The following is a 25,075-nucleotide window of genomic DNA, read 5'->3' on the forward strand; positions in this document are numbered from 1 at the left end:
TTGTGAATGATTTTAATGATTGCAGATGAAAATAAAATTAATCGTAAGTATAATTTCTCTTTTTTCAGTTTTATCCTTTGGTCAGACGAAGAAAGTGAATGATGAAGTGGGTATAAAAAGAGATTTTACCTCTTTTTTCAAAAATATAAAAGAAAAGAATATTGAGAACGCAGTAAATTTTGTGTATCCTAAATACATCCATGCTATAACCCGGGAGCAAATGTTTAAGGTTTTGACTCTATCTTATAATAATCCGGCATTTATTACAGATATTCAGGATTTTACAGTGGATCATGTTGAAAAACCTGAGCTCATAAATGGTGAATATTTTTCAGTAGCTGATTATTCTTTTAGTATGAAATTTAAAGTTGATTGGAAAGTAATTCAGGATGAAGAATCGGTAAAACAAAAAATGAGTGATCTATTGATGTCACGATACGGTAAGGATAAGGTGGTTTATTTCAGTGACGGAGATTATTATTTCATCAAAGCCAATATGAAAGCATGTGCGGTTTCAAAAGATCAGGAGGACTGGAAGTTTTTGATAATTGAAAAAGAGTATAGCCGCGAGTTGATCAATATTTTACCAAAAAAAATCATGGAGAAATTGTAAGGTCAGACATTGATGATTACTATAAATAGACTGTTTCGTGATTTTTCAGGCGACATAAATACGATATGAAAACCACTTTTTAAGTGGTTTTTTTGTTCCTATAAAAATACCGTAGAAATACGGATTTCTGTAAAGGCCAATTACTTATATCTTTACAAATCACCGATAAATAAAATATAAGATATGTTTGATCTGGATTATACTTTAATAAAGCAGGAAATTGAATCGGAAATATGTAAAGAACACGATTTGCATCCTGAATTTGTGAAAACAGATGAAGGATTTGGAATAAAGGCCTGTTGTGATCCTTTCAGGATAGAATTAGTTCAAAAGTCTGAGAAGATGATTGAAGAGCAGACCGAAAAGCTGCTTGATAAAATCATGAAAGATATGTTTAAAGAATAGATTTTGTACGATGCGATAATAATTATTTTATTATCAAAAAAACCGCCCCCAAAAGGGCGGTTTTTCAGTAAAAGAAAGATTAAAAGTTATACGTTTCTGCCGGATCCCTTCTTCATACTTGTTCCGGCAAGGGAACTGATGAATACAAGACCAAAGCCGATATAAGCGGCAAATGCGGTCAGATATATTATTAAGCTGTTAAAGCTTGGTTTTGAGATGTATATCAACACTGAAAAGGCAGCAAAACTCAACACCATCAACAGGCTCCAGATATGCATTTTTGCAGCATCTTCATTTCTCTTAAAAATCATTTCAAAAAAGGCTCTCATCATTACTAACATTTTAAGGGTTATACATTAATTTATATGATAAATCAGCGCATGTATCACGGTAAAAAGAATGGCATATTCTTTTACTTGGCTAAGGTTCGTGATCACTCTGCCGTTTATTCAATAGCATTATACCGGATTAAAATCCGGAATAAAAAATAGTTTTCTGAATCATTACTACATGATCCGAGGGTTGATGATACCAGTCAGATACGGAGCATATAAATGCTGTGAAAAATCGACCAAAGGTCAATTAATCACGTTCCCGTATCTTTTACGGCATCGTAGAAAAAAAAGGATTCATATACATCAATATGAACTTTGAATCAGTGGAAAACTGAAAATCCACAGAAAACCTTTTTTCTCATCCTTAGTGCTTTTTTATAATTTTTTCTCGCTAAATTACATGCTAATATCATGCCAAAGTGACAATTTAGCGATTAACACTTTGTTTTTGGCGGGTGTAAGTATTTGTTTTTTAGTTTGATAAACATATTATTTCCTTAAACAAAGAAAAAAGAATGATAAATTGTATTTTTAAAAGGAAAAAATTAATAAAATATAGAATTGTTCATCACAAAGATTTTGAAGTAAGTATCCCATAAATTTAACTTTATGACGTAGTAAAGGATATGGAACATAATGATTTAAAAATACGAATCTGGTCTTCTGTCGAAGGTCTCTTAAAGTTGGCCAAAATACATTGTTGGAATTCGATTTCCGGTACTATTCATTATATTGTATCTGACTTTAATGAGTTTAAAGGAGATAATTATAGTGAACATATGAAGTGCAGACAAAGAATTAATAGTTCAAAAGAACTGTTTGATTTAGATGCTGCAGTATCAATACTACTTCCGGAATATTATGATCTCTATGATGTTAATTTATATATTTTCAGATCATTTAAAAAAGAAACTATTGTAGAGATTCAATTTTACAGAAAGTCCAACTTTGATGCTGATTATTTTGCTTTAGTTAAAGACAATCCACCTATGTTTCATTCTAAGTTGTCATTGCCGGTTTATGCATGGGAAGGAGGGAAGTTTGATGTGAACCGGGAATCGGGGAAGGGAATTCATCACCGATGGAAAAACTTCTTGTTTAAAACGTTTTTATATCAACATAAGGTGAAAGGAAAAAAATAAAATAGGATATAAGGTTGAGTTCAAAATTATCCTGACGAAACTTGTACGATCAGTAATGTCAGTATTTTAAAAAGAGTCCATAAAAATCCCGTTTTATCGGGACTTATATGGACTCCTAATGGATGTAAGCTACTGCTCTTATATTATTACCAATTTTTATCAATCATATAAATAATCTGTGTCAACGCCGTCGCTCCCAGTAAAAGTTCTCTTCGGTTTACCTTATCAAATGTATCTTCTTCCGTATGATGAATATCAAAATAACGTTGAGAATCCGGCATCAATTCAGCGGCAGGAATTCCCATATCGTGGAGGGGGTACAGATCTGTTCCTGAAAACCTTTCTTCAAAATTATAAACTCCATAAGGAAGAAACAGATTTGACCAGCTTTGAATTTGTTTTCTTTTGGAATCATCCATATCCAGGGCAATTCCTCTAGGTGCAAAGCCTCCTGCGTCTGTTTCTATAGCAAAAAGGTGTTTTTCGTTCTTTTCTTTTACGGTTTTGCCATATTGAATTCCACCCTTTACACCGTTTTCTTCATTGGCAAAACAAACAACTCTTATGGTGTGGTTATTTTGTATACCCAGTTTTTTAAAGGTTCTCAGTACTTCAATACTTTGAACAATTCCTGCCCCGTCATCATGGGCACCTTCGCCCACATCCCAGGAATCAAGATGGCCTCCGACTACAATGACGCTCTGATCCTTTTTGCCTGTAATTTCACCAATAACAGAGTGGGAGAGTTTTTCTCCTTTCATTCCGCAGTTGGAATTGAGCTTAGCAGTGATCTTCTGATTTTTTAATAAAGCCTCTAGCTCATCAGCGGTAGTGCTTCCGATGGCTACAGCCGGTATTTTAGAAACCTTCTCTTCATAACGCATTGCACCCGTATGCGGAACGTCATCAAATGCTGAGGATAGTGAGCGTATAATGGCAAACTTTCCTCCTTTTTTAGCCGTTAAAGAAGCTGCTGTCGTTCTGTACTTTGCAGCGTCACCATACCCTTTGAACGTTTCTATGAAGGACTGGTTGAAGGCATAGTTGAAAAATAGAATTTTATCTTTTACTTTTTCTGCCGGAAGTTGATTGTACTCTTCCATGGATTTTACCATGATAATTTCTCCTGAAACATCTTTTCCGGCTGTCCCTTCAGAGTTTCCTAAAGAAAGCATTTTGAGATTTTTCCAGCTTCCGTTGGATGTCCTGATGTGTAAGGATTCTTTGCCTCTCTCCCAAACGGGGATCATGACTTCCTGCAGCCATACTTTATCAGCTCCGGCGTCACGAAGTTTCTGTTCTGCCCATTTTACAGATTTTTCGTAAGCTTCGGATCCGCTCAGGCGATGCCCGATGTTTTTTGTAAGCTCACGTAATTCGTTATATCCCTTTCCATTATTCAAAATCTCTGTAGAGATCTTTTTGAACTGGATAGAATCTTCTTTGGCCTGGCCAAATGCTGCCATTCCAATAAGTAGTAAGGAAGTTCCTAATATCTTTTTCATTGTTACCAATTTTTATCAATCATATAAATAAGTTGTGTCATCACCGCAGAACCCAGTAATAATTCTCTTCGGTTGACTTTTTCAAAAGTATCTTCTGCGGTGTGGTGAATATCAAAATAACGTTGAGGATCCGGTACCAGTTCAGCTGCAGGCACCCCCATTTCATGGAGAGGAGCGATGTCTGACCCGGAGTACTTTCCTTCAAAATTATACACACCATAAGGCAGAAACAGTTTTCCCCAGCTTTTGATCTGGTTTCTTTTGATATCATCCATTTCCAGAGAAATTCCTCGTGGCGAAAATCCTCCTGCATCAGATTCTATTGCAAAGAGATGTTTTTCACTATTTTCTTTGGCTGTTTTGCCATATTGCTTGCCTCCTTTTGTTCCATTTTCTTCGTTGGCAAAGCAAACTGCTCTGATGGTATGATTATTCTGTATCCCCAGTTTTTTAAACGTTCTCAGTACTTCAATACTTTGAACGATTCCTGCTCCGTCATCATGGGCACCTTCGCCTACATCCCAGGAATCGAGATGACCTCCCACAACAATAACTTCCTGATCTTTCTTACCTGTGATCTCACCAATTACGGAGTGGGAGAGTTTTTCTCCTTTCATTCCGCAATTAGAATTAAGCTTTGCGATAATCTTTTGTTGTTGTAATAACGTTTCAAGTTCGTCTGCAGATGTGTTTCCAATGGTTATCGCCGGGACTTTAGCACTATTTTCTTGATAACGCATATTACCTGTGTGAGGTACGTCATCAAATGCTGAGGAAAGAGAACGGATAATAGCAAATTTTCCTCCTTTTTTAGCCGTTAATGATGCTGCGGTACGTCTATAAGCTCCTGCTTCTCTGTATGCAATAAAAGTCTGTACATGTTCCTGATTAAAAGGATAATTAAAGAATACTATTTTGTCTTTTACTTTTTCTGTAGGAAGTTTTTCATATTCGTCGAGGGATTTAACCATGATAATTTCGCCTGAAATATCTTTTCCGCCCGTCCCTTCAGAATTTCCCAGAGAAAGCATTTTTATGTTTTTCCAGCTTCCTTTGGAAGTCCTGATGTGTAAAGATTCTCTCCCCCGTACCCAAACCGGGATCATCACTTCCTGCAGCCATACTTTATCAGCTCCCGCGTCACGAAGCTTTTGTTCTGCCCATTGAACGGATTTTTCATACGCTTCCGATCCACTTAAGCGATTGCCAATATTTTTTGTAAGCTCTTTTAGCTCACTATATCCTTTTCCGTTATTCAGGATTTCTGTTGAAATTCTGTTAAATTGTATGGAGTCTTCTTTGGTCTGAGCCAGAACTGTCATTCCCGCAAGTAATAGGGAAGTTCCAAATATCTTTTTCATAGTTACCAGTTTTTATCAATCATAAAAATTAATTGGGTCATCGCTACAGCTCCTAACAGAAGTTCTCTTTTATTTACTTTATCGAATGTATCTTGTTCGGAGTGGTGGTAATCAAAATACCTTTGTGTATCCACAACAAGCTCTGCTAAGGGAATATCCAGTTTTTTTAAAGGTGAAATATCCTGAATTGCATCTGTTTGGTCGAAATCATAAACTCCGTAAGGAAGAAAATATTCTTTCCATGGATAAATCAATCTTCTTCTTTGAGGGGACATATCCAGAGAAAATCCTCGTGGAGAATATCCCCCGGCATCAGTACCTAAGGCAAATACATGTTTTTCATCTCTTTTTTTCACATAAGCGGCGTACATCTCGCGGCCTTGTCCTCCGTTTTCGCTGTTTGCGTATAAGACCACCCTGATGGTATGATTATTTTCATATCCAAGTGCCTTGAATGCTCTTAACACTTCAATACACTGGACAACCCCTGTTCCGTCATCAATGGCACCTTCACCAATATCCCACGAATCAAGCTGAGCACCTAAGACGATCACTTTAGAATCTTTTTTACCCTGAATTTCTGCGATAATATTTGGATTTGTCGTGTCGCCTTTTGATTCGGCAGTCATGTTGATTTTGGCAGTGACTTTTTGCTTCTTTAGGATCTTTTCTAATTCGTCTGCTGACCTTACTCCTATTGATAAAGCAGGGATCTTAACTTTATCATCTGGTTCGTAGTAAATCATTTTGGCATGTGGAACATCATCATTGGCTGTTGTTAATGATCGGATAATGAGCGCTTTTGCACCTGTTTTAGCAATTACAGAGGCGGAAATTAATTTTGATTTTGCAGTTTGCAAATAAGAATCACTTGTGTTAATGATTTTCGGATCCATAGGAACATTTACAAAAACTATTTTGTCTTTTAACTGTCCTATTGACATTGCATTAAGATCTGAAGTAGAATTAATCAAAACAATTTCACCTGTCAGATCTTTTCCGCCTGTTCCTTCAGAGTTTCCGAAGGAGAGCATTCTGATATTTTTCCAGTCTCCATTTCCAGCTTTTATTTGTAAAGATTCTTTTCCTCTGATCCAGACCGGAGCTTTAGCTTCCTGCCTCCAGATCATATTAATATCGATTTCTTTGAACTTTTTTTCTGCCCATTCTACTGCTTTTGCATAGCCTGGAGTTGCACTGAAACGGGATCCGATCCCTTTTGTGAGCTCTCCAAGGTTATCATAAGCTTTGCCATTGGTCATGATCTCGTCTGAGATCTTTTCGAATTCTTTGTGGTAATTTAATTTGACAGGAATCGATGATTTACCGGCAGTTTTTTTCTGAGGCTTTTTTTGAGAAAATAAAAATCCACTCAAAAAGAGTGGAAGTATAATGAATATCTTTTTCATTTTTTATTTACCTTTCTTTTTCCGATGATAAAAGTAGGGAAAAAATAGGAAATTATTAAGGTTTCATATCGTACATTAACAGAGCTGTAATCAATTTTGGTTCAATAAATGTACATTTTGGAGGCATGCTTAATTTTAAGTCTGAAATTTTAATCATGTCGTTGAAACTTACAGGATAAATTCCAAATCCCACTTTGCCTTCACCGCTGTCAATCTTTTCCTTTAAAAGATTAATCCCGTTAAGGTTAGAGGTTCCTTTTACATAGGAGATCTGCTCGGAACTATCCGGATCTTCAATTTTTAAAATATCTTTAAAAATATATTTGTCTAAAAGATGGTGATCCAGGTTATCCAGAGACATTTCTTTGGAACGGAGATCATGTTTTACATGAAGTGAGTAAAATTTACCATCCATGTACATTGACATGTGGAATTTCTGAGATGGATAATAAGGAATTTCTCCTTTTTCGTGGATCAGGAAATAGTGATCAAGTTCTTTCAGGAACTGCTCATTGGAAAGACCGTTCAGATCATGCAAAATCCTGTTGTAATCATGAATTTTAATCGATTGGTTGGAAACAATAAAACTGTATACAAAGTTATAAAGCTCCGTACCGTTATGTCTTTTGTTTTTGTCTTTTTGGCGTTTTGCATTCAGTGCTGTAGATCCTATTCTATGGTGACCATCTGCAATGTAAAATGAATCGATCTGATCGATTACTTCTTTAAATTGTTGTAATTTCAGACGATTGTCTATTCTCCATATTTTGTGTCTGATGCCGATAGAATCTGTGTGATTAAAGATAGGAACATTTTTTTCCTCATGGTTCATCAGCAATTCAATCTTTGAATTGGCAGGGTAAGTAAGCAATACGGGTTCTGCCTGTAAGTTAACTTTTTCAAGGTAATGAGCCAGATTTTCCTTTTTCTGGGGAATGGTACTTTCGTGCCTTTTTATTTTTCCGTTCCAGAAATCTTCAATACTTGCTAAACCAAGAAGTCCTCTGAAAACCTGTTTATTGGGATAGATCTGCTCATAAAGATAGTAGGCGGAATTGTCCTGGACCAGTTTTTTATCGTCCAGAAGTTCTTCAAATGTAGATCGGATCTTTCGTAAGTTCCGGTCAATATCTTTTGATTTACTCACAACGTATGGCTTAATCATGTTGATGTAAGTATTTTCGACTTGAGCCTTCTCAGTGATCTCTTCCTGGGTAAAATTATCCAGTGGATGGGTAGGGAAGGTACTCTCAATATCTCTATGAGGTCTTATTCCACGGAAAGGTTTAAAAACAGGCATATTATCTTATAGTTTCTTTTTGTAGCTTAATAATTTGTTCTGCAAGTTCGATACCGATTTTCTCTTGCGCATCCACTGTATTTCCTCCTACATGGGGAGAAAGAGACAATGCTGGGTTCATCAATAGAGGCAGTTCCGGGGCCGGTTCGTTTTCAAAAACGTCCAAAGCTGCTCCAGCCACTTTTCCTGACTCAATGAAATCAATCAATGTTACTTCATTAATGACTCCGCCTCTTGCTGTATTTGCAATATAGACTCCATCTTTCATTTTTTCAAACTGAGGGGTATCTATAATATACTCATTTGTTTTTGGAGTATTGATACTGATGAAATCCGCATCTTTAAGGAATGCTTCCATGTCATTGGTAGAAGTGATTTCAAAATTAACTGACTGTCCGTCAAAAAAGTTCAGGGTAAGAACTTTCGTTTTGGGGTTTTTAGTCAGAACTTTTACTTTCATTCCCAGCGCTATTCCTATTTTTGCGACTTCCTGGCCAATACTTCCAAAGCCGATTACTCCTAATGTTTTTCCTGAAAGTTCATATGCATTGCTGAATGATTTTTTCATGGCGTTGAAGTGGGTGTCACCCTCCAAAGGCATTAATCTGTTGGATTCATGAAGAAATCTCGCCAATGAAATAAAATGCCCGAACACCAGCTCGGCAACTGATTTTGAAGATGCTGTAGGGGTATTGATTACCTTAATTCCTTTGCTTTTTGCATATTCAACATCAATATTATCCATTCCGATACCGCCTCTTCCAATGATTTTAAGGTTGGGGCAGGCATCAATCAGATCTTGTCTCACTTTTGTTGCACTTCTTACAAGAAGAACATCCACATTATTATCGTTGATAAAATTAATAACGTGATCTTGAGCCACTCTATTGTCCAGGATGTTAATTCCGGCTTCTTTTAAAGCCTGTTCTCCTGATTTTGAAATTCCATCGTTTGCTAAAACTTTCATGTGTTATTTTATTATAGATCTTAGAGGTAAGATGTCAGAAGTAAAACTTTCATGTTTGTTATCTGATATCTTTTGTCTGATATCTTTTTATTTTTCGGTCGCCTAATATAAGTTATTTTATCGACTTCATTACATCTACTAAAACCTGTACGCTTTCAATCGGTAAAGCGTTGTATAGGCTGGCTCTGTATCCTCCAAGGCTTCTGTGTCCGTTTAATCCACTAATCCCTGCAGCCTTCCATGCGTTGTCGAACTCTTCTTTCTTGCTTTCATCTGTAATGTTGAAAGAAACATTCATCAGAGAGCGATCTTCTTTTACACAGAACGTCTCGAATAGAGGATTGCTGTCGATCTCATCATACAAAAGCTTGGCTTTAGCTTCATTTCTTTGTTCTGCTGCTGCAATACCTCCGTTGTTTTCAAGGTTTTGAAGAGTCAGTAAAGATGCATATACCGGAAATACAGGTGGGGTATTATACATTGATTCTTTGGCAATATGCTGAGAATAATCCAATATTGAGAACATGTTTTCTCTTCCAGTTTTACCCAAAATCTCTTTTTTGATAACTACTAATGTTACTCCTGCGGGCCCCATGTTTTTTTGAGCTCCGGCATAGATCAAATCAAATTTGGAGAAATCCAGCTGTCTGGAGAAAATATCAGAACTCATATCACAAACCATCAATGTGTCTACTTCAGGGAAAGATTTCATCTGAGTTCCATAGATCGTATTGTTGGACGTACAATGGAAATAATCATATTCTGCACCAACGGTATAATTTTTAGGAATGAAAGAATAGTTTTCTTCTTTTGAAGATCCTACTACATCTACTGTTCCTACTTTTTTTGCTTCTTTAATGGCTCCGGCTGCCCATGTACCTGTATCGAGGTAAGCTGCTTTTCCGCCTACTTTCATCAGGTTGTAAGGAACCATCGCAAATTGCAGACTGGCACCACCTCCCAGATAAATCACTTCATATTCATCTCCTAGATTCATCAGTCTTTTTACAATCGCACGTGCTTCGTCCATTACAGCAACGAAATCCTTACTTCTATGAGAAATTTCAAGAAGCGATAAGCCAATACCATTGAAATCCAGAATGGCCTGTGCTGATTTTTCGAATACTTCTTGTGGTAAAATACATGGTCCTGCGCTGAAGTTGTGCTTTTTGTTCATATTTTTATTTTTTGGTTACTGTAGAATTTTTGAATTCTTTCAGTTTATATTTTGTTTTTTCTTAAAGTTATTAAGCTATTGGTTAAAAAAAGCCGCCTCACAAAGCATGAGACGGTGTATTTTTATTCGCCGTGTAAGAATGCTTTTTTGTTTAGTAAAGCTTCTTCTGATTCTACATGATCCTCATCCGGAACACAACAGTCTACAGGACATACAGCTGCACATTGTGGCTCTTCGTGGAATCCTTTACACTCTGTACATTTATCGGTTACAATGAAATATACATCATCACTTACCGGCTCCTGCGATGAATCAGCATCAACAGTAAGTCCTGAAGGAAGTGTTACTGTACCTTGAAGACTGGTACCTTCTGAAGCTTTCCAATCTACGGCTCCTTCATATATTGCATTATTTGGGCATTCAGGTTCACAAGCCCCACAGTTAATGCATTCATCAGTTATTTTAATAGCCATCGCTAATTTTTTTTAAATTTGCACAAAATTACAAAATATTCCCCAATTTTAAAGTAATTATGAATACCGAAAATCAAGTTTTAGGACTTATTAAGTTAAGCGATTATATAAACGCTTTTTTAGCTAAGAAAATAGAGGATCAGAATGAAGATGATGTTAATATTGAATTATTATTAAAGAAATCTGAAATAGAGAATCCGTGGTTTACAGTTGATAATCAGAAATTTGCCTTAAAACAATGGGCAGATCTGTTGACTGAAGAAAAGATCAGAAACTGGCTTCAAAATTATTCTATCTCCAAGATTTCCAAGAGAGTAGGATTGATTCTGGCCGGCAATATTCCGCTGGTAGGGTTTCATGACGTGGTTTCTGTGGTATTAGGGAATCATATTCCGGTCATTAAACTGTCTTCAAAAGATAGATATCTGATTCCCTTTCTGTTAAGAAAATGGAAAGAGCTTTCTGATGACAATGTAGCATTTGAATTTGTAGAAAAACTGGATAACTTTGATGCTGTGATTGCGACAGGAAGCAACAATACGGCAAGGTATCTGGAATATTATTTCAAAAATCACTTGCATATTATCCGTAAGAACAGAACTTCAGTAGCGGTTTTAAAAGGTGATGAAACTAATGAAGATCTTCAACTTTTGGCGAAAGATATTTTTCAGTATTTTGGATTAGGCTGCAGAAATGTGACCCGAATTTTTATTCCTCAGGATTTTGTAATCGACAGGCTATTTGAAAACTTCCTGTCATTCCAGGATATTATCAATCATAATAAGTATGCCAATAATTACGATTACAACAGGGCTGTTTATCTTTTGAATCAGGATAAATTCTGGGATAATAATTTTGTGATGCTGAAGGAAGATGACAAGTTGTTCAGCCCGCTTTCTGTGATTAATTTCAGCAGATATGAGTCGATGGATGACGTTAAAAATTTCATTGCTGAAAATGAAGAAAATATACAGTGTATTGTAGCTAAGGATCAATTGCTTCCGGATTCTATTTCTTTTGGAGAAGCACAAAATCCCGGACTTGATACCTATGCAGATAACGTGGATACTATGAAGTTTTTGGAACTGGTCTGATTTTCGTATCTTCCATCACTTATTTTACTAATAACAAAATGGATAACATGAAAAAATTATTTTTAGGGCTCGCTATTGCCGGAGGGCAATTGATGTTTGCACAGAAAGTGGTGGGTTTGCAAGTTGATAAACAACAAAAAGAACAACCCGCTACTATCAGTAAGGAAAAAGTAGATCTATATGATGATAATTTCCAGGCATTTGTCGTTGCACTGAAAGCTTCAGATCGCAAGACAATTGATGGATTACTTTCTCCTAAAGTAAAGGAGATTGTAACAGATGATGTACTTAAAAAGGTAAAGGCTGGTATTGATGTCAATAAAAGGCTTGAGGTTTTAAAAGCAGGATATTATAAAACAATGGATGGTATTAATCATCCTAGTATCCGATATAAATATGCAGGGGAAAATTCTTCGAAAGAAGTTATTACAGCTGTATTTGAAGAGGATGGTAAAATTCTCGGAGTATTACCGGCCAAGAAAGATAAATAAATTTTTTTCGATTAATAAAAAATATTAACTATGATGACAGATGTTTTAGTCGCTCATTCTTCGGATGTGGAGAAAGCGAATTTTTACAAGAAAACGTATCTACATGTTGCTTTGTCAATTCTTGCGTTTATAGGAGTTGAAACTATTTTACTAAATATAGTTCCTCCCAAAGTTATTGCCATGATGTTTGGTCAGAGATATATCTGGTTATTGATTATTGGTGTTTTTTGGTTAGCCTCTGTTTTGGCTTCCAAATGGTCACTTTCACAAAGTAAATCAACACAGTATCTTGGTTTAGGATTTTACATTCTTCTGGAAGCGGTAATCTTTATGCCATTGCTTTATATCGCTGTGAATATAACAGGCGGAGGAAATGTGATTTTCCAGGCTGCTACTTTAACTATTGCAATGTTTGCAGGTATTTCTGCAGTGGCTTTTACCTCTAAAAGAGATTTTTCTTTTTTAAGAAATATTATTGTAATCGGTGGATTTATTTCACTCGGGTTAATTGTTGCCGGAATGATCTTTGGGTTTAACCTTGGACTGTGGTTCTCTGTAGGAATGGTTATCCTGGCTTCAGCTACTATTTTGTATCAGACAAGTAAATTAAAAGATTCTTTTGGAACAGAACAGTATGTGGGGGCAGCATTGCAGCTTTTTGCATCTATTATGCTTTTGTTCTGGTATATCCTGAGCATATTGATGAGCAGAAGAAACTAAAAGATAAATTTATCTTTTCAAATAAACAGTCCCGGTGAAAATATCATCGGGATTTCTTTTGTGAATACAAATATCATACATAATTTCACAAAGAATACAGCAAGTGCTTCACCTGTATTATCTTTATGCACTGATGATTGTGTATGTTTTCTGATGAATAAATTATTGGAAGAAAATTAATGTTAAGATATTAGTTTTAAGAGTGTTTTTAGAAGTAAATCAAAAAATCCCAATAACAAATTATTAGGATTTTACTAGGGTATTCTTTATTTTTGATCATACATCGAACCTCTTCATCTTGCGGTACAGCTTTTTGAAGTATGAGTGATTAATAAAAGAATAAGAAAAAGTATAGTAATGAGGAAAACCTCTGGTATTTTGTGTTTTAAAGGCTTTTAAAGAAGCTTTAACTTCTCTACGGTTTAGAACGTATTACTTGTCAATAGATCCCAATACCTTTTGTGCAAAAGAATTTAAAGCATCCTTTTCGCTCATTCCGTTTTGTACGTTAGCGTGAACTTCTAAAGCGCCGCAAATATTCGTGATCAGTTCTCCTGCTACATTTAGATCTTCCTCACTTGTTCCTCTGAATTCACTGAAACTCTCCAGAACTTCCAGGGTTTTTTCAAGATTTTCAGGAGTCTGATTTTGATAAAACTGTCTGATTACGGGTAATTTCATTATGATAATTCGTTAAAAAGGTTAATTAAACTTTCTGCCTGATTAGACTGAACCTGGTTGACCAACTCACCATTTTTAAAGATGGCGAAAGTAGGTAAATTGTCCACTTTTGCTAATTTTCTGCTTTCAGGAAGTTTTTCAGCATCCACATATAAAAACGGAATTTCATCATTTTCAGATGCTAATTTTTTGAATTTTGGCTTCATGATCCGGCAGTTTCCGCACCATGTTGCTCCGTATTGAACAACTACTTTTTCGTTGTCACTTACAATATTCTGTAATGTATCTTCGGTTAATTCTGTGTACATGATTGTAATTTGAAAATTTGTTAATTTGAAATGTGCCAATGTTTATCAAGAAGAAAATGAGATAATTTCAGATCATCCGGAGATTAATTTTCAAATTATCTCATTTTCAAATTAACACATTATATTAGTTCTTAGCTAAGTATTCAGCTGTAGAAGTTCTGTCTGCTTTCATTGCATCTTTTCCTTCTTCCCAGTTTGCAGGACATACTTCACCATGTTTTTGAACGTGTGTATAAGCATCGATCAATCTTAAGAATTCTTTTACATTTCTTCCTAGTGGCATATCATTTACTGCTTCGTGGAAGATTTTTCCTGTTTCGTCGATAAGGTAAGTTGCTCTGTAGGTTACATTAGAACCTGTGAAAACTTCTTCTCCTTCTTCGTTGTATTCGAAATCCTGATCTACGATTCCTAAAGTATTTGCTAATTGTCTGTGAGTATCGGCTAAAAGTGGGTAAGTAACTCCTTCGATACCTCCGTTGTCTTTTGGCGTGTTCAACCAAGCGAAGTGTACTTCGTTAGTATCACAAGATGCACCGATTACTTTGGTGTTTCTTTTTTCGAATTCACCTAAAGCCTCCTGAAAAGCGTGAAGCTCAGTAGGACAAACAAATGTGAAATCTTTTGGATACCAGAATAAAAGAACTTTTTGCTGGTTGTTTACTGCTTCATCAAGGATGTTGATTCTTAAATCGTCACCCATCTCAGACATTGCGTCGATTGTTAAATTGGGGAATTTTTTTCCTACTAAAGACATAATTTTCTGTTTTTATATTTAAATTTCTGATGCAAATATAGAAAAGATTTATCTATCAAACAAATGAATTTTGATAAATAAAATCTATAATTGTTTTTGATTGAGAGTTAAATAAAAAGCCCTGAATTCAGGGCTTTTTTGTTTATTTTAATAACCAAATACTTCGGTCAGGTTGAGCTTTTTAAGCTCGCCTAATTTTTGCATATCGGCTTCATTTACTTTATCTTGTGACGCGACAAGGCAGTAGGTGTAATTCTTGTTTTTCATTTCTTTATCATGAAAAGCATTGATGTCCGTAAAAGACAGTTTGGGAGCCTGTTCATAGACATTTTTTCTCATATCAAAATCGTTTCCAAGTCTTTGAGATTTTAAATAAGAAAAGATAATACCGTCCTGTGTAATTCTTTCAGAAGCAATTGATTTTTTCAATCCGCTCTTGGCGGTTTCAAACAGCTGCTCAGATTTCGGAAGAGTCGTTAACAGTTCATTCATTGCAGTGGTAGACTCATTGAATTTATCTGCCTGAGTTCCTACATATGCCATGACCATATCTTTGTCTGCCTTCTTGTTGGGAAGGGCAAAATAAGAATAAGTAGAGTAGGCCAGTGCTTTGGATTCTCTGATGGTCTGGAACACAATGGATCCCATGCCACCTCCAAAATAATTATTGAATAAACTGACTGTAGGGGTAGTAGAAGCATTATACTGATCAGAGTTTCTTACCCAGAATACTTCTGCCTGCACCATATCATAGTGTGCAAACAGGACTTTGTTTTTATCGGTTGGGATTTGTGTGAAAGTCTTTGTTTTAGGAAGGTCTTTCAGGGATGCAGGAAGTGTGTGAACAGGTTTCAATGATGCCACAGTTTCACCTCCTGATTTTGGACCGTAGTATAACACTTTATGTTTAAAATTGAATAAGTCGTGAAGAACATTGACGAGGTCTTCAGCTTTTAATGCATCCAGTTCGGCATCACTCAATACATTGTTGAATGGATTTTGCGCACCATACTGAGCATAGCTTCTAAGGCCAGCCATAATGGTTCCCTTGTTTTGTTTTGCGTTGGCTCTGGCTTTCTTCAATCGAACTTTATAGGCGTCCAATGCTGTCTGATCTGCCTGGCAGTTTTTGATGAGATCTTCAAATAAGGAGATTGTTTTATCAAAATTTTCATTTAAACCTTCGAGGGTTACATAGGTTTCCTCATTCCCGGCACTTACATTAAAGCTTGAAGCCAGTTTGTAAAATTCTTTACTGATCGCCTCTGAAGATTTACTTTTTGTCCCTAAATATTGAAGATATTCTGCTGCCAGCGGAAGAATTTTGTTGTTCCATTTTCCGGAATCAAAATGATAGTACATTCTGAACAGGGCATTGTCAGTATTTTTTACCGAAAGAACTTCTACTTCGCCTAATTTGTTTTTGGCAATATCTTTATTGTAATTGAGCCATACCGGAGAAATAGCATTTTCCGGCATCTCATCAATCTTTTTAAGGAAAGGAGATTGATCCTCTCTGTTTACTGAAACCGGGGTAATGGTAGGTTTGTCTACTTTTACGATACTCTTGTCTTCTCCCTTCTTTTTGTAAACAGCAACATAATTGTTGTTTTGAAGATATTTAGTGGCGAAATCCATGATGTCTTTTTTAGTAAGCTTCGAGATTTCATCAACGTATTCCAGGGTCACTTTATGATCAATGTCTGAAGTAAATTCATCCATTAAAATACTTGCCCTGGAAGAATATTTTTCATCCTTCTGAATAATACTCTTCTTTTCATTATTTACGATAGATTGGATAAGATCATCAGAAAATTCCCCTTTTCTTAATTTGTCAATTTCCTGAAGGAGAAGACTTTTTACTTCATCCAGAGATTGTCCTTCTGTAGGTTTCCCCTGTAAAAGTAGAACGGAGTAATCTTTCAAGGCGTATGAGCCTGCATAAGCCCCTAAGAGTTTTTGTTTTTTTACCAGATCAAGGTCGATCAATCCTGCTTGTCCGTTGGTAAGCATATTTCCTACAAGATTCAATAATCTGGCATCTTTGGTAGAAGCTCCCGGAAATCTGAAGCCAAGCATCACATTTTCAGGATTCGGCCCTACAACTTCTTTTATAACAGGTGTTGTAATTGGTTTTTCCTGTCCAACTTTATATTCCGGAATCGCTTTAGGTTTCATATAAGAGAAAGCCTTGTCAATTTTTGCAATGACTTCATCAGGATTGAAATCTCCGGACATGATAATCCCCATGTTGTTGGGAACGTAATAATTGTTATAATATTCTCTGATGGCGTGCAGAGAAGGATTTTTCAAATGTTCAATAGTTCCGATGGTTGTCTGTTTCCCATAATTGTTGTTAGGGAAAAGATTGGCAAACATGGTATCGAAAACTTTGTCTCCGTCATCATCCAACGATCTGTTTTTTTCTTCATATACCGCTTCAAGCTCAGTGTGAAAAAGTCTAAGCACGGGTTCTCTGAATCTTTCTGCCTGTACAGCCAGAAATTTATCAATCACGTTGGCAGGAACATCTTCTGTGTACACTGTTTGCTCAAAAGAGGTGAAGGCATTGGTGCCGTCAGCTCCCATTCCGGCCATCATTTTGTCATATTCGTTAGCGATCGCATATTTAGCTGCCTCTCCGGAAACTCTGTCAATTTCCTTGTAAATCTCTTTTCTTTTGGCTTCATCCCTGGTCTGGTTGTACTTCTCATAAAGAGCGTCAATCTGGTCCAGAAGAGGTTTCTCTTTTGCCCAGTCTTTAGAACCAAACTGATTGGTTCCTTTGAAAAGCATATGTTCCAGATAATGGGCAAGCCCGGTATGATCTGCGGGATCCGTTTTGCTTCCTGCTTTTGTGGCAATATACGTTTGTATCCTTGGATCTTTGTTAGTGGGGCTCAGAATAACGGTAAGTCCGTTTTTCAACGTGTAATACCTTGCAGAAGTAGGGTCACTGGTTACGTATTTGTATTTGTAGCCATTCGAAGTAGCTTCTTTCCATTGGAAATCTTGTCCATAAGCATATCCTGCGAAACTTGCAGCGGCAATGCTGGTGGCAATTGTTAGTTTTTTTAACAGATTCATTGCTGTTGTGTTTTATTTAGATTATTAGTTGAATTGTTCCAGTAGATTTTTGATGCGTTTCATCGCTTCTCTCAATTCTTCCTCAGAAGCTGCATATGAGAATCTGATGCATTCAGGGCTCCCAAATGAGAATCCTCCTACACAACCTACATGAGCATTCTCAAGAAGGAACATGGCAAAGTCATCAGAGTTTTTAATTTCAGTTCCATTTAATGTCTTTCCGATATAATGGGAAACATCAGGGAAGAAATAAAAAGCAGCTTTGGGAAGTAAAACTTTGAATCCAGGGATTTCCTGAATTAATTCATACACAAGATCTCTTCTTTCCTTAAAGGCATCAATCATGTATTTATATTCAGACGGATCAGTTTTTAAGGCAGTAATAGATGCTCTCTGAGCCACAGTGTTGGCACCGCTGGTCATTTGTCCCTGTACCTTTTCACAAGCCTTTGCCAGCCATTCAGGACATGCGGAATATCCGATTCTCCATCCTGTCATTGCGAAAGCTTTTGACATTCCGTTGATAACCGCAGTTTGTTCATATACTTCAGGAAATTGTGCAATGGAAGTGGTCTTTGTTTCGTAGTTGATAAATTCGTAGATCTCATCTGAAATAATAGTCACCTGAGGGTATTTGGCAATAACTTTCGCCAGAGATTTCAATTCATCATGGGTATAATATCCTCCTGAAGGGTTACAGGGTGAGCTGAAAAGAACAGCCTTTGTTTTGTCTGTAATTGCTTCTTCCATTTGCTCTGCAGTGACCTTGAAATCGGTCACATAAGAAGTAGGAAGCATAACGGAAACACCACCCATCATTTTTACCATCTCATCATAACTTACCCAGTATGGAGCCGGAAGTAACACTTCATCCCCATCATTGATAAGTGCTGCCAATACATTTAAAATGGCTTGTTTCGCACCATTTGAAACACAGATTTGAGTGGGTTTGTACTCCAGATTATTATCTCTCTTTAGTTTGTAAGCAATAGCCTCACGCAATTCAAGGAATCCCGGAACAGGAGAGTAATGGCTATAGTTTTGATTAATGGCATCAAAAGCCGCTTGTTTGATATTATCCGGAACATCAAAATCCGGCTCGCCAAGAGTCAAGCTGATCACATCAATTCCGTTCGCTTTCATTTCTCTGGCTTTATTTGACATTACAAAAGTCTGTGAGTATCCTAATCTTTTTACTCTATCTGATAATTTATCCATGTATTTTTTGAATTTTAACAAATATATAATAAAAAGGCCTTGCGGGGGTAATAAAAATGGGGTAGAGTTTAAAGATTTTTGTCAGGTTTTGAATCAATTGTTGAGTTTGTAAATGATAATTGTGATGACTGTATACTGCGAAATTTCTATATGAAATTTAATGTATTGGGCTGCTTCTTTTGGTACATAGAAGGTGTGTAATAAAAACTTTTACAGATCAATGAAAAACAAAATGCATTTACATGTAGCTCTTTTGTATCTTTAAACCATCTAAGACCTGCTTTATGAAATATTCCTTTTTTTTAATACTGATTTCGTGTACTGTTTTTTCTCAGGGACATTCAAAAGATATTGAGATACAGAAATATGTCTCACAGGTAAATGAGGACTCATTAAAATCATATATCAACAAGCTGGTAGGCTTTCAGACCAGGCATACTTTGAGTACAATAGATGATCCTAAACAAGGAATAGGCGCGGCAAGAAACTGGGTTGTTGAAAAGTTTAAAGATTATGCAAAACATTCAGAAGGTAGGATGGAAGTATATCTTCAGCAGGAGGATCTTCAACCGGATGGAAAGCGTATCGATCGGGTTGTCAGTTTAGGAAATGCAATTGCCTTTCTGAAAGGAAAAGATCCGGATGATAAAAGAATCTTCCTGATCGGCGGACATCTTGACTCAAGAGTGACGGATGTGATGAACCGAACTTCCGCAGCGCCCGGAGCGAATGATGATGGTAGTGGGGTAAGTGCTGTTATAGAAGCGGCAAGAATACTGAGCAGGTCTTCATTTCCTGCCTCCATTATCTTTGTGGCATTTTCCGGTGAAGAGCAGTCGTTATTAGGTTCTAAAATGTTGTCTGAAAAAATTAGAAAAGAAAACGGACAGCTGGAAGCAGTTCTCAATAATGATATGATCGGTAATCCTAAAGCAGGAGAAACAGGTGAATTGAATACCCGTATCCTTCGGGTATTTAGCGAGGGTTTGCCTTATAAAGATCTTGATCAAAAAGCGATGACGATCAGGAATCTGGGTTTTGAAAATGATGGTGAATCCAGGCAGCTGGCAAGATACATTAAAGAGATTGCAGAACAATACGTTAAAGGGCTGGAGATAAAGCTTATTTACAGAAATGACAGGTTTTTGCGCGGTGGTGACCACTCCAGCTTTGTGAATAATGGTTTTCCTTCTGTAAGGCTCACGGAGTATTATGAAAACTACAACCATCAGCATCAGGACATCAGAATGGAAAATAATAAACAGTTTGGTGACTTGCCGGAATTTATAGATTTTAAATACCTGAAAAGAAATGTTGCTGTTAATATTGCTGTTCTGGCAAATCTTGCAAAATCCACTTCAAAACCTGAACGGGTAGAAATGGATGTAAAGGAATTAACCAATTCAACAACACTTCATTGGGAAAAACCAAAATCAGGTACTCCGGTTGGGTATTACGTGTTGGCAAGAGAAACAGACAGCCCGGTATGGCAGGAAAAAATATTTACAAAAGAACTTTCTATTAAGATTCCTTTATCGAAAGACAATTATATTTTTGCGGTACAGACAATCAATCAGTACGGTAATTTGAGTGTGCCTGTAATACCGGGTATTGCAAAATAATGCTTATGTGATGGCCTGATTCGGAAAAGTAGATTTGAATACAAAAGAAATAAAACTTATTTTTGCGGATTATAATAATTCACATGTCTACATCGTTACTATTAAAATATTTTCCGGATCTTACAGAAAAGCAGGTAGAACAGTTTTCAAAATTGGAAGAGCTGTACAATGAATGGAATGAAAAAATCAATGTGATTTCCAGAAAAGATATGGAATCGCTGTATGAAAAGCATATTCTACACTCTTTGGGAATTGCAAAGGTGATGGCATTTGCTCCGGGCACCAAAGTTTTGGATATCGGAACCGGTGGTGGCTTTCCCGGGATTCCTCTGGCTATTTTATTTCCTGAAACGGAGTTTACTTTAATTGATTCTATCGGAAAAAAGATTAGTGTGGTCAACGCGGTTGCCGAAGGAGTAGGACTTACCAATGTAACGGCAATTCACGGTAGAGCAGAAAAGCTAAAGGAAAAATTTCATTTTATTGTCAGCAGAGCAGTCACTCAGATGCCGGAATTTTTAAGATGGTTGAAAGGAAAGTTTGAAAAGGAGCAATTTAATCCAAAGCATAATGGAATTTTATATTTAAAAGGTGGAGATCTTGCTGAAGAGCTTGCCGGACTGAAATGTGAAATTTTCAATCTTAAAAATTATTTTGAAGGTGAGTTTTTTGACACTAAAAAAGTTGTTTATCTGTCAAAAGGTAACTTTAATTCCTAAATTTGTATCATTAAGGAATAATTTTTGCTAAATATTTGTTAATAATCAGAAAATTACAGATTATGAAAAAGCTTTTAAATATTGGGTTTTCCCTGTTTGTGTTTGGCGGATTTTTAGTCTCGTGTAAAGCTGATGATTATGGTACGGTTCAGTCTATTGATAAAATCAAAATAGACAGTGTAAAGCTTGTTAATGACACGATGAATGTTTCAGGGATACAGCGTATAAAAACGTATTCTACCTATCAATCCCAATGCCAGGGGTTTTATGGTTATGACTACGTGTATGATACTGAATTCAACAGAACCGTTACCGCCTATAAATTTATTACCAATGAGCCGTGCACACAAGCAAACTATGCAAGTGTCAACCAGATTAATTTTAATCCGCAAAAAAGAGGAATTTATACGTTAAGATTCTGGAATGGAGGCAACAACTGGATTACTAAAACAATTGTAGTGGAATAATGAAGTTTGCTTTTCTTCTTTGTGTACTGGTTACCAATGCCCTCTTTGGGCAGAAAATAATCTGGAAGGAAGATCAAAAGCTTACGTGGGATAATTTTAAAAGTCCAATCAACAGGAAAAATAATGCAGATATAGCAGCCTATACCAATTGCGGTTGGGAATATTCAATTGTGAAATCTTCCAATCCCAAATCTCCGGTTACTTTTGAAATACAAGCCATATTTACTGAGAATAAATCCTGGAAGGATGTAAAAAAGATCAGTGATTATATTCTTTTGCATGAGCAAAAACATTTTGATATTGCCGAGCTTTTTGCAAGAAAGTTTAGAAAAGCGGTTGCCGAAAAGATCAAAACTTCAGGAGACTACGACAAATTATTTAAAACAATTTATAACGGAATAAGCAACGATTATAAAAATTTTCAAATGTCCTATGACCGGGATACCCGCCATGGGATGGATAAAGAAAAGCAGGCAGAGTATAATGCTGTTATTTCTGAAGAATTAGAAAACCTTAAAAGCTATAAAGCCCCTTGAAATTTCTCAATAAGATCATTCATGAACTACTGACGCAAAACCCTGACCTTTCTGCGTTTAATATCGTCCTGCCTGGGAAACGTCCTATTGTGTTTATCAGACAGATTCTTGAAGAAAACAATTACTCCGGATTTCTCCCTAATTTTTTTACAGTAGAGGAACTGATTAATTCCATTGCAGATCAACAACCTGTCCAGGGAATTCCATTATGGCTTTTTTCCTTTGATGTTTACAGAAGCCTGAATCTTATTCCAAAAGATGACTTTTCAGACTTTTTAAAGTGGTTTCCAATCCTACAGAAGGACTGGGATGATATTCTGAAGTTTTCAGAAAGTGACATTGCTGTTTTGCAGTATATGTTTGATGAGGAAAGAATCAAAGAATGGGCTCAGAATTTAGGTGATGAAGACGGCGATGTTCCACGAAAGAAGTTCCTTAATTTCTGGCAAAATATGAATGTTTTCTTACCTGTACTGAAAGAAAAGTTGCGGGAGCGAAATCTGGCAACTTCAGGAATGATTCATGAGACCGCTAAAGAGAAGATTCACGAATTTGCTAAAAATACTTCTGAACACTTTGTTTTCTGTGGCTTTAATGCCTTTACGCCTGTTGAAGAAAAACTGGTAAGGAGCTTGTTGAAATGGAATAAAGGACAATGTTTTTTTCAGGCAGATAAGTATTATTTTGATGATGAAAGACAGGAGGCCGGAAAATTTCTGAGAAATCATAAAACATGGAAAGAATTTGATGATAACAGAGCTTTTCATTGGATTGAGGATGATTTTAATCAACCCAAGAAAATTAAAGTATACGAAGTTTCCGGAAATGTCACCCAGACCAAAGTTTTACCGGAGATTTTTAAGGAAATTAATAATAAGACCTATTCCAATACGGCTGTCGTATTACTGGATGAAAACCTGCTTCCTGCCAGTCTTGATGTAATGCATGGGGTGGATAATTTAAATATTACAATGGGATTCCCATTAAAAAATTTATCTTTTTCAAATGCAGTTAAGCGGCTGTTTTATTTGCAAAAACAACTGGAAAAGAATAAATTATCTTATTATTACAGAGATGTTTTTCCTATTCTGGAGGAGCTGCCCAAATCTGCTGAAGACGAATTGATCATCAGTAATTTTAGAACAAAAGTAGAGGAGAGAAATATTGTCTATATTTCTAAAAAGCTTTTGAATGAATTGCTGGGGGACTTATCCTATTTCAATCTTCTTCAGAAAGCAGAGAATACCGGTGTTTATCTGGACGTACTTATTGCTTTTTGCCAGGAGGTAAAGTGGCTTGAGATAGATGATATACAGTATGAAAATATTTCTCATTTTGAGAATGCATTCAGAATCATCAAAAATCAACTTACACCGTACAATATTGAGATCAGGATGGATACCTTGGAAATTCTGATCAATCAGCACATTAATTCCGAAAGTATAGATTTCCAGGGGGAACCTTTACGGGGGTTGCAGATCATGGGACTGCTGGAGACCCGTTTGCTGAATTTTGAAAATGTGATCCTGCTTTCAGTGAATGAAGGTAAGCTCCCATTGGGAAATTCACAGAATACCTATATTCCTTTTGATATCAGGAGGTTTTTTGATCTCCATACTTTCCTTGAGAATGACGGTATATATGCCTATCACTTTTACAGACTGATTCAGGATGCCAAAAATGTTCACTTACTGTATAATGCTTTAAGTTCCGGGGTTAATACCGGAGAGAAAAGCCGGTTTATTACACAGATCGAAATGGAGAGTTCTCATGAGATTGAACATCTGATTATTGAAAATTCTTCCGAACCGATTGTAAGCAAGCCTATAGAAATTTCTAAAACCCAAATTGTACAGGAACGTTTACTGAAATGGAAAGAAAAAGTATCTGCTTCCCATCTTACAAGTTATCTTTATAACCCCATTGATTTTTATCTTTCTAAAATTTTAAATACTTCTGAGACGGACGAAATCGAAGAAGAGCTTTCGGTGAAAAACTATGGAAACCTTGTTCATTATACCCTTCAAGAAGTGTATGAGATAATTAAGGGTAAGGTTTTAAAAGAAAGTGATTTAAAAGATTTGATTAAAGCAATAGATCAATATATAGATATTGCTATAGAAAAGCTTAAACATCAGCCTGAATTTTATGAGAAGGGAATGAATTATATCCATAAGGCTATTGCTAAAAAAGTGATTGAAAATGTCCTCACCCATGATCTGGAATTGGTACAACAAGGAAATAAATTAGAGATCATTGATATAGAAAGAAAGTTTGAAAATATAGATTTTTACCTTGGTGAAAATGATAAGATTTCTTTTTTGGGATTCATTGACAGAATAGATAAACTCAACGGAACATTAAGAATTATTGACTACAAAACAGCTAAAATTAAAAACCTTAATGTGAAAATTGACGAAGATAATGTTGAAGAGTATTTTCATAATAGTGACAGGAAACAAGCTCTTCAGCTTTGTATTTATCATTATGTGGTACAGCATCTTCCGGAATTCTGGGGCTTTCCTATTGAAACAGGTATCTGGAGCTTTGCTGATGCCAGAAAAGGTATGGTTTCCCTGCAATTTGATAAAGGGGATATCAATGATGCCATGAAATCTGTTAAAAGTCTTGTTCTGGAGATTCTGAATCCGGATATTAATTTCGTGGAGAATGTAAAATCGTACTAAG

The 25,075-nt window shown here is 36.2% G+C and carries 24 protein-coding genes; 11 read left to right on the forward strand and 13 right to left on the reverse strand.

Going from position 1 to position 25,075, the window contains the following annotated elements:
* Window positions 1–25: 25 nt before the first annotated feature.
* Both C1631_RS00660 and C1631_RS00665 read left to right on the forward strand, forming a co-directional pair.
* Window positions 26–613: a hypothetical protein gene (locus C1631_RS00660; protein ID WP_109709745.1), complete on the forward strand. Its 588-nt coding sequence runs from the start codon at window positions 26–28 to the stop codon at window positions 611–613.
* A gap of 183 nt (window positions 614–796) precedes the next feature.
* On the forward strand, window positions 797–1,018 hold the full coding sequence (locus C1631_RS00665; protein ID WP_103249493.1) for a hypothetical protein: 222 nt from the start codon (window positions 797–799) through the stop codon (window positions 1,016–1,018).
* An 86-nt stretch (window positions 1,019–1,104) separates the two neighbouring features.
* Here the strand turns inward: C1631_RS00665 and C1631_RS00670 are convergent, their stop codons facing one another.
* Window positions 1,105–1,350 (reverse strand): hypothetical protein, encoded by a 246-nt coding sequence (locus C1631_RS00670; RefSeq protein ID WP_123966544.1) that lies wholly within the window; start codon window positions 1,348–1,350, stop codon window positions 1,105–1,107.
* 629 nt (window positions 1,351–1,979) lie between these two features.
* On the opposite strand from C1631_RS00670, the gene C1631_RS00675 reads away from it, so the two are divergent.
* The gene (locus C1631_RS00675; protein WP_103249492.1) at window positions 1,980–2,495 is read left to right on the forward strand and encodes a hypothetical protein; all 516 of its coding nucleotides are present in this window, start codon (window positions 1,980–1,982) and stop codon (window positions 2,493–2,495) included.
* A 146-nt stretch (window positions 2,496–2,641) separates the two neighbouring features.
* On the opposite strand, the gene C1631_RS00680 is transcribed toward C1631_RS00675, so the two are convergent.
* From C1631_RS00680 to C1631_RS00710, 7 genes are all read right to left on the reverse strand, one after another.
* Window positions 2,642–4,000, reverse strand: coding sequence for a M20/M25/M40 family metallo-hydrolase (locus tag C1631_RS00680; RefSeq protein WP_109709749.1), 1,359 nt, complete (start codon window positions 3,998–4,000; stop codon window positions 2,642–2,644).
* 2 nt (window positions 4,001–4,002) lie between these two features.
* Window positions 4,003–5,361 carry a M28 family peptidase gene (locus C1631_RS00685; RefSeq protein WP_109709751.1) on the reverse strand — a complete coding sequence of 453 codons (1,359 nt, stop codon included), beginning with the start codon at window positions 5,359–5,361 and terminating at the stop codon, window positions 4,003–4,005.
* Window positions 5,362–5,363: 2 nt separating this feature from the next.
* Window positions 5,364–6,770 carry a M28 family peptidase gene (locus tag C1631_RS00690; protein ID WP_109709752.1) on the reverse strand — a complete coding sequence of 469 codons (1,407 nt, stop codon included), beginning with the start codon at window positions 6,768–6,770 and terminating at the stop codon, window positions 5,364–5,366.
* Window positions 6,771–6,825: 55 nt separating this feature from the next.
* Window positions 6,826–8,070 carry a DUF1015 domain-containing protein gene (locus C1631_RS00695; RefSeq protein WP_109709754.1) on the reverse strand — a complete coding sequence of 415 codons (1,245 nt, stop codon included), beginning with the start codon at window positions 8,068–8,070 and terminating at the stop codon, window positions 6,826–6,828.
* 1 nt (window position 8,071) lies between these two features.
* Window positions 8,072–9,037: a D-2-hydroxyacid dehydrogenase gene (locus C1631_RS00700; RefSeq protein ID WP_109709756.1), complete on the reverse strand. Its 966-nt coding sequence runs from the start codon at window positions 9,035–9,037 to the stop codon at window positions 8,072–8,074.
* A gap of 112 nt (window positions 9,038–9,149) precedes the next feature.
* The gene (gene serC, locus C1631_RS00705) at window positions 9,150–10,214 is read right to left on the reverse strand and encodes a 3-phosphoserine/phosphohydroxythreonine transaminase (protein WP_109709758.1); all 1,065 of its coding nucleotides are present in this window, start codon (window positions 10,212–10,214) and stop codon (window positions 9,150–9,152) included.
* 122 nt (window positions 10,215–10,336) lie between these two features.
* A complete protein-coding gene (locus tag C1631_RS00710; protein ID WP_109709759.1) occupies window positions 10,337–10,687 on the reverse strand; it encodes a 4Fe-4S binding protein in 351 nt (116 codons plus the stop codon).
* 59 nt (window positions 10,688–10,746) lie between these two features.
* Here C1631_RS00710 and C1631_RS00715 point away from each other — a divergent pair, with 59 nt between their 5' ends.
* The 3 genes from C1631_RS00715 to C1631_RS00725 are packed head-to-tail and all read left to right on the forward strand — an operon-like array spanning window position 10,747 to window position 12,992.
* Entirely contained in the window at window positions 10,747–11,781 is a 1,035-nt protein-coding gene (locus C1631_RS00715) for an acyl-CoA reductase (protein WP_103249367.1), read from the forward strand.
* Between the two features lie 47 nt (window positions 11,782–11,828).
* Entirely contained in the window at window positions 11,829–12,272 is a 444-nt protein-coding gene (locus C1631_RS00720; protein WP_228440940.1) for a peptidylprolyl isomerase, read from the forward strand.
* Between the two features lie 30 nt (window positions 12,273–12,302).
* Complete coding sequence (locus C1631_RS00725; protein ID WP_103249365.1) at window positions 12,303–12,992, forward strand: Bax inhibitor-1/YccA family protein; 690 nt, start codon at window positions 12,303–12,305, stop codon at window positions 12,990–12,992.
* Window positions 12,993–13,424: 432 nt separating this feature from the next.
* Here the strand turns inward: C1631_RS00725 and C1631_RS00730 are convergent, their stop codons facing one another.
* The 5 genes from C1631_RS00730 to C1631_RS00750 form a co-directional block, all read right to left on the reverse strand.
* Window positions 13,425–13,673: a DUF6952 family protein gene (locus C1631_RS00730; protein WP_027375263.1), complete on the reverse strand. Its 249-nt coding sequence runs from the start codon at window positions 13,671–13,673 to the stop codon at window positions 13,425–13,427.
* The gene (locus tag C1631_RS00735) at window positions 13,673–13,981 is read right to left on the reverse strand and encodes a thioredoxin family protein (protein ID WP_109709763.1); all 309 of its coding nucleotides are present in this window, start codon (window positions 13,979–13,981) and stop codon (window positions 13,673–13,675) included. Before C1631_RS00735 ends, C1631_RS00730 begins: the two co-directional genes overlap by 1 nt.
* Before the next feature lie 124 nt (window positions 13,982–14,105).
* On the reverse strand, window positions 14,106–14,738 hold the full coding sequence (locus C1631_RS00740) for a peroxiredoxin (RefSeq protein WP_047098363.1): 633 nt from the start codon (window positions 14,736–14,738) through the stop codon (window positions 14,106–14,108).
* A gap of 147 nt (window positions 14,739–14,885) precedes the next feature.
* Window positions 14,886–17,825 (reverse strand): M16 family metallopeptidase, encoded by a 2,940-nt coding sequence (locus tag C1631_RS00745; RefSeq protein WP_109709765.1) that lies wholly within the window; start codon window positions 17,823–17,825, stop codon window positions 14,886–14,888.
* A 24-nt stretch (window positions 17,826–17,849) separates the two neighbouring features.
* Entirely contained in the window at window positions 17,850–19,043 is a 1,194-nt protein-coding gene (locus C1631_RS00750) for a pyridoxal phosphate-dependent aminotransferase (RefSeq protein WP_109709767.1), read from the reverse strand.
* Window positions 19,044–19,327: 284 nt separating this feature from the next.
* Here C1631_RS00750 and C1631_RS00755 point away from each other — a divergent pair, with 284 nt between their 5' ends.
* From C1631_RS00755 to C1631_RS00775, 5 genes are all read left to right on the forward strand, one after another.
* A complete protein-coding gene (locus C1631_RS00755) occupies window positions 19,328–20,665 on the forward strand; it encodes a M20/M25/M40 family metallo-hydrolase (RefSeq protein WP_103250070.1) in 1,338 nt (445 codons plus the stop codon).
* Window positions 20,666–20,748: 83 nt separating this feature from the next.
* Entirely contained in the window at window positions 20,749–21,384 is a 636-nt protein-coding gene (gene rsmG / locus C1631_RS00760) for a 16S rRNA (guanine(527)-N(7))-methyltransferase RsmG (protein WP_109709768.1), read from the forward strand.
* Between the two features lie 62 nt (window positions 21,385–21,446).
* Entirely contained in the window at window positions 21,447–21,851 is a 405-nt protein-coding gene (locus C1631_RS00765; RefSeq protein WP_103249907.1) for a hypothetical protein, read from the forward strand.
* Window positions 21,851–22,387, forward strand: a complete 537-nt coding sequence (locus tag C1631_RS00770) for a DUF922 domain-containing protein (protein WP_103249906.1) — start codon at window positions 21,851–21,853, stop codon at window positions 22,385–22,387. Before C1631_RS00765 ends, C1631_RS00770 begins: the two co-directional genes overlap by 1 nt.
* Window positions 22,384–25,074, forward strand: coding sequence for a PD-(D/E)XK nuclease family protein (locus C1631_RS00775; protein ID WP_109709770.1), 2,691 nt, complete (start codon window positions 22,384–22,386; stop codon window positions 25,072–25,074). Before C1631_RS00770 ends, C1631_RS00775 begins: the two co-directional genes overlap by 4 nt.
* The last annotated feature ends 1 nt before the right edge of the window (window position 25,075 follow it).

This window comes from Chryseobacterium phosphatilyticum (assembly GCF_002899825.2).
In the GTDB taxonomy this organism is placed as follows: Bacteria; Bacteroidota; Bacteroidia; order Flavobacteriales; family Weeksellaceae; genus Chryseobacterium; species Chryseobacterium phosphatilyticum.

Bases quoted from the DNA above. Each gene is read 5' to 3' on its own strand.
- C1631_RS00675 (WP_103249492.1), top strand. From the start codon at position 1,980: ATGGAACATAATGATTTAAAAATACGAATCTGGTCTTCTGTCGAAGGT.
- C1631_RS00725 (WP_103249365.1), top strand. From the start codon at position 12,303: ATGATGACAGATGTTTTAGTCGCTCATTCTTCGGATGTGGAGAAAGCG.
- C1631_RS00690 (WP_109709752.1), bottom strand. From the start codon at position 6,770: ATGAAAAAGATATTCATTATACTTCCACTCTTTTTGAGTGGATTTTTA.
- C1631_RS00710 (WP_109709759.1), bottom strand. From the start codon at position 10,687: ATGGCTATTAAAATAACTGATGAATGCATTAACTGTGGGGCTTGTGAA.
- serC (WP_109709758.1), bottom strand. From the start codon at position 10,214: ATGAACAAAAAGCACAACTTCAGCGCAGGACCATGTATTTTACCACAA.
- C1631_RS00740 (WP_047098363.1), bottom strand. From the start codon at position 14,738: ATGTCTTTAGTAGGAAAAAAATTCCCCAATTTAACAATCGACGCAATG.
- C1631_RS00715 (WP_103249367.1), top strand. From the start codon at position 10,747: ATGAATACCGAAAATCAAGTTTTAGGACTTATTAAGTTAAGCGATTAT.
- C1631_RS00730 (WP_027375263.1), bottom strand. From the start codon at position 13,673: ATGAAATTACCCGTAATCAGACAGTTTTATCAAAATCAGACTCCTGAA.
- C1631_RS00700 (WP_109709756.1), bottom strand. From the start codon at position 9,037: ATGAAAGTTTTAGCAAACGATGGAATTTCAAAATCAGGAGAACAGGCT.
- C1631_RS00665 (WP_103249493.1), top strand. From the start codon at position 797: ATGTTTGATCTGGATTATACTTTAATAAAGCAGGAAATTGAATCGGAA.
- C1631_RS00745 (WP_109709765.1), bottom strand. From the start codon at position 17,825: ATGAATCTGTTAAAAAAACTAACAATTGCCACCAGCATTGCCGCTGCA.
- C1631_RS00680 (WP_109709749.1), bottom strand. From the start codon at position 4,000: ATGAAAAAGATATTAGGAACTTCCTTACTACTTATTGGAATGGCAGCA.
- C1631_RS00750 (WP_109709767.1), bottom strand. From the start codon at position 19,043: ATGGATAAATTATCAGATAGAGTAAAAAGATTAGGATACTCACAGACT.
- C1631_RS00695 (WP_109709754.1), bottom strand. From the start codon at position 8,070: ATGCCTGTTTTTAAACCTTTCCGTGGAATAAGACCTCATAGAGATATT.
- C1631_RS00670 (WP_123966544.1), bottom strand. From the start codon at position 1,350: ATGATGAGAGCCTTTTTTGAAATGATTTTTAAGAGAAATGAAGATGCT.
- C1631_RS00660 (WP_109709745.1), top strand. From the start codon at position 26: ATGAAAATAAAATTAATCGTAAGTATAATTTCTCTTTTTTCAGTTTTA.
- C1631_RS00735 (WP_109709763.1), bottom strand. From the start codon at position 13,981: ATGTACACAGAATTAACCGAAGATACATTACAGAATATTGTAAGTGAC.
- C1631_RS00685 (WP_109709751.1), bottom strand. From the start codon at position 5,361: ATGAAAAAGATATTTGGAACTTCCCTATTACTTGCGGGAATGACAGTT.
- rsmG (WP_109709768.1), top strand. From the start codon at position 20,749: ATGTCTACATCGTTACTATTAAAATATTTTCCGGATCTTACAGAAAAG.
- C1631_RS00755 (WP_103250070.1), top strand. From the start codon at position 19,328: ATGAAATATTCCTTTTTTTTAATACTGATTTCGTGTACTGTTTTTTCT.
- C1631_RS00720 (WP_228440940.1), top strand. From the start codon at position 11,829: ATGAAAAAATTATTTTTAGGGCTCGCTATTGCCGGAGGGCAATTGATG.
- C1631_RS00770 (WP_103249906.1), top strand. From the start codon at position 21,851: ATGAAGTTTGCTTTTCTTCTTTGTGTACTGGTTACCAATGCCCTCTTT.
- C1631_RS00765 (WP_103249907.1), top strand. From the start codon at position 21,447: ATGAAAAAGCTTTTAAATATTGGGTTTTCCCTGTTTGTGTTTGGCGGA.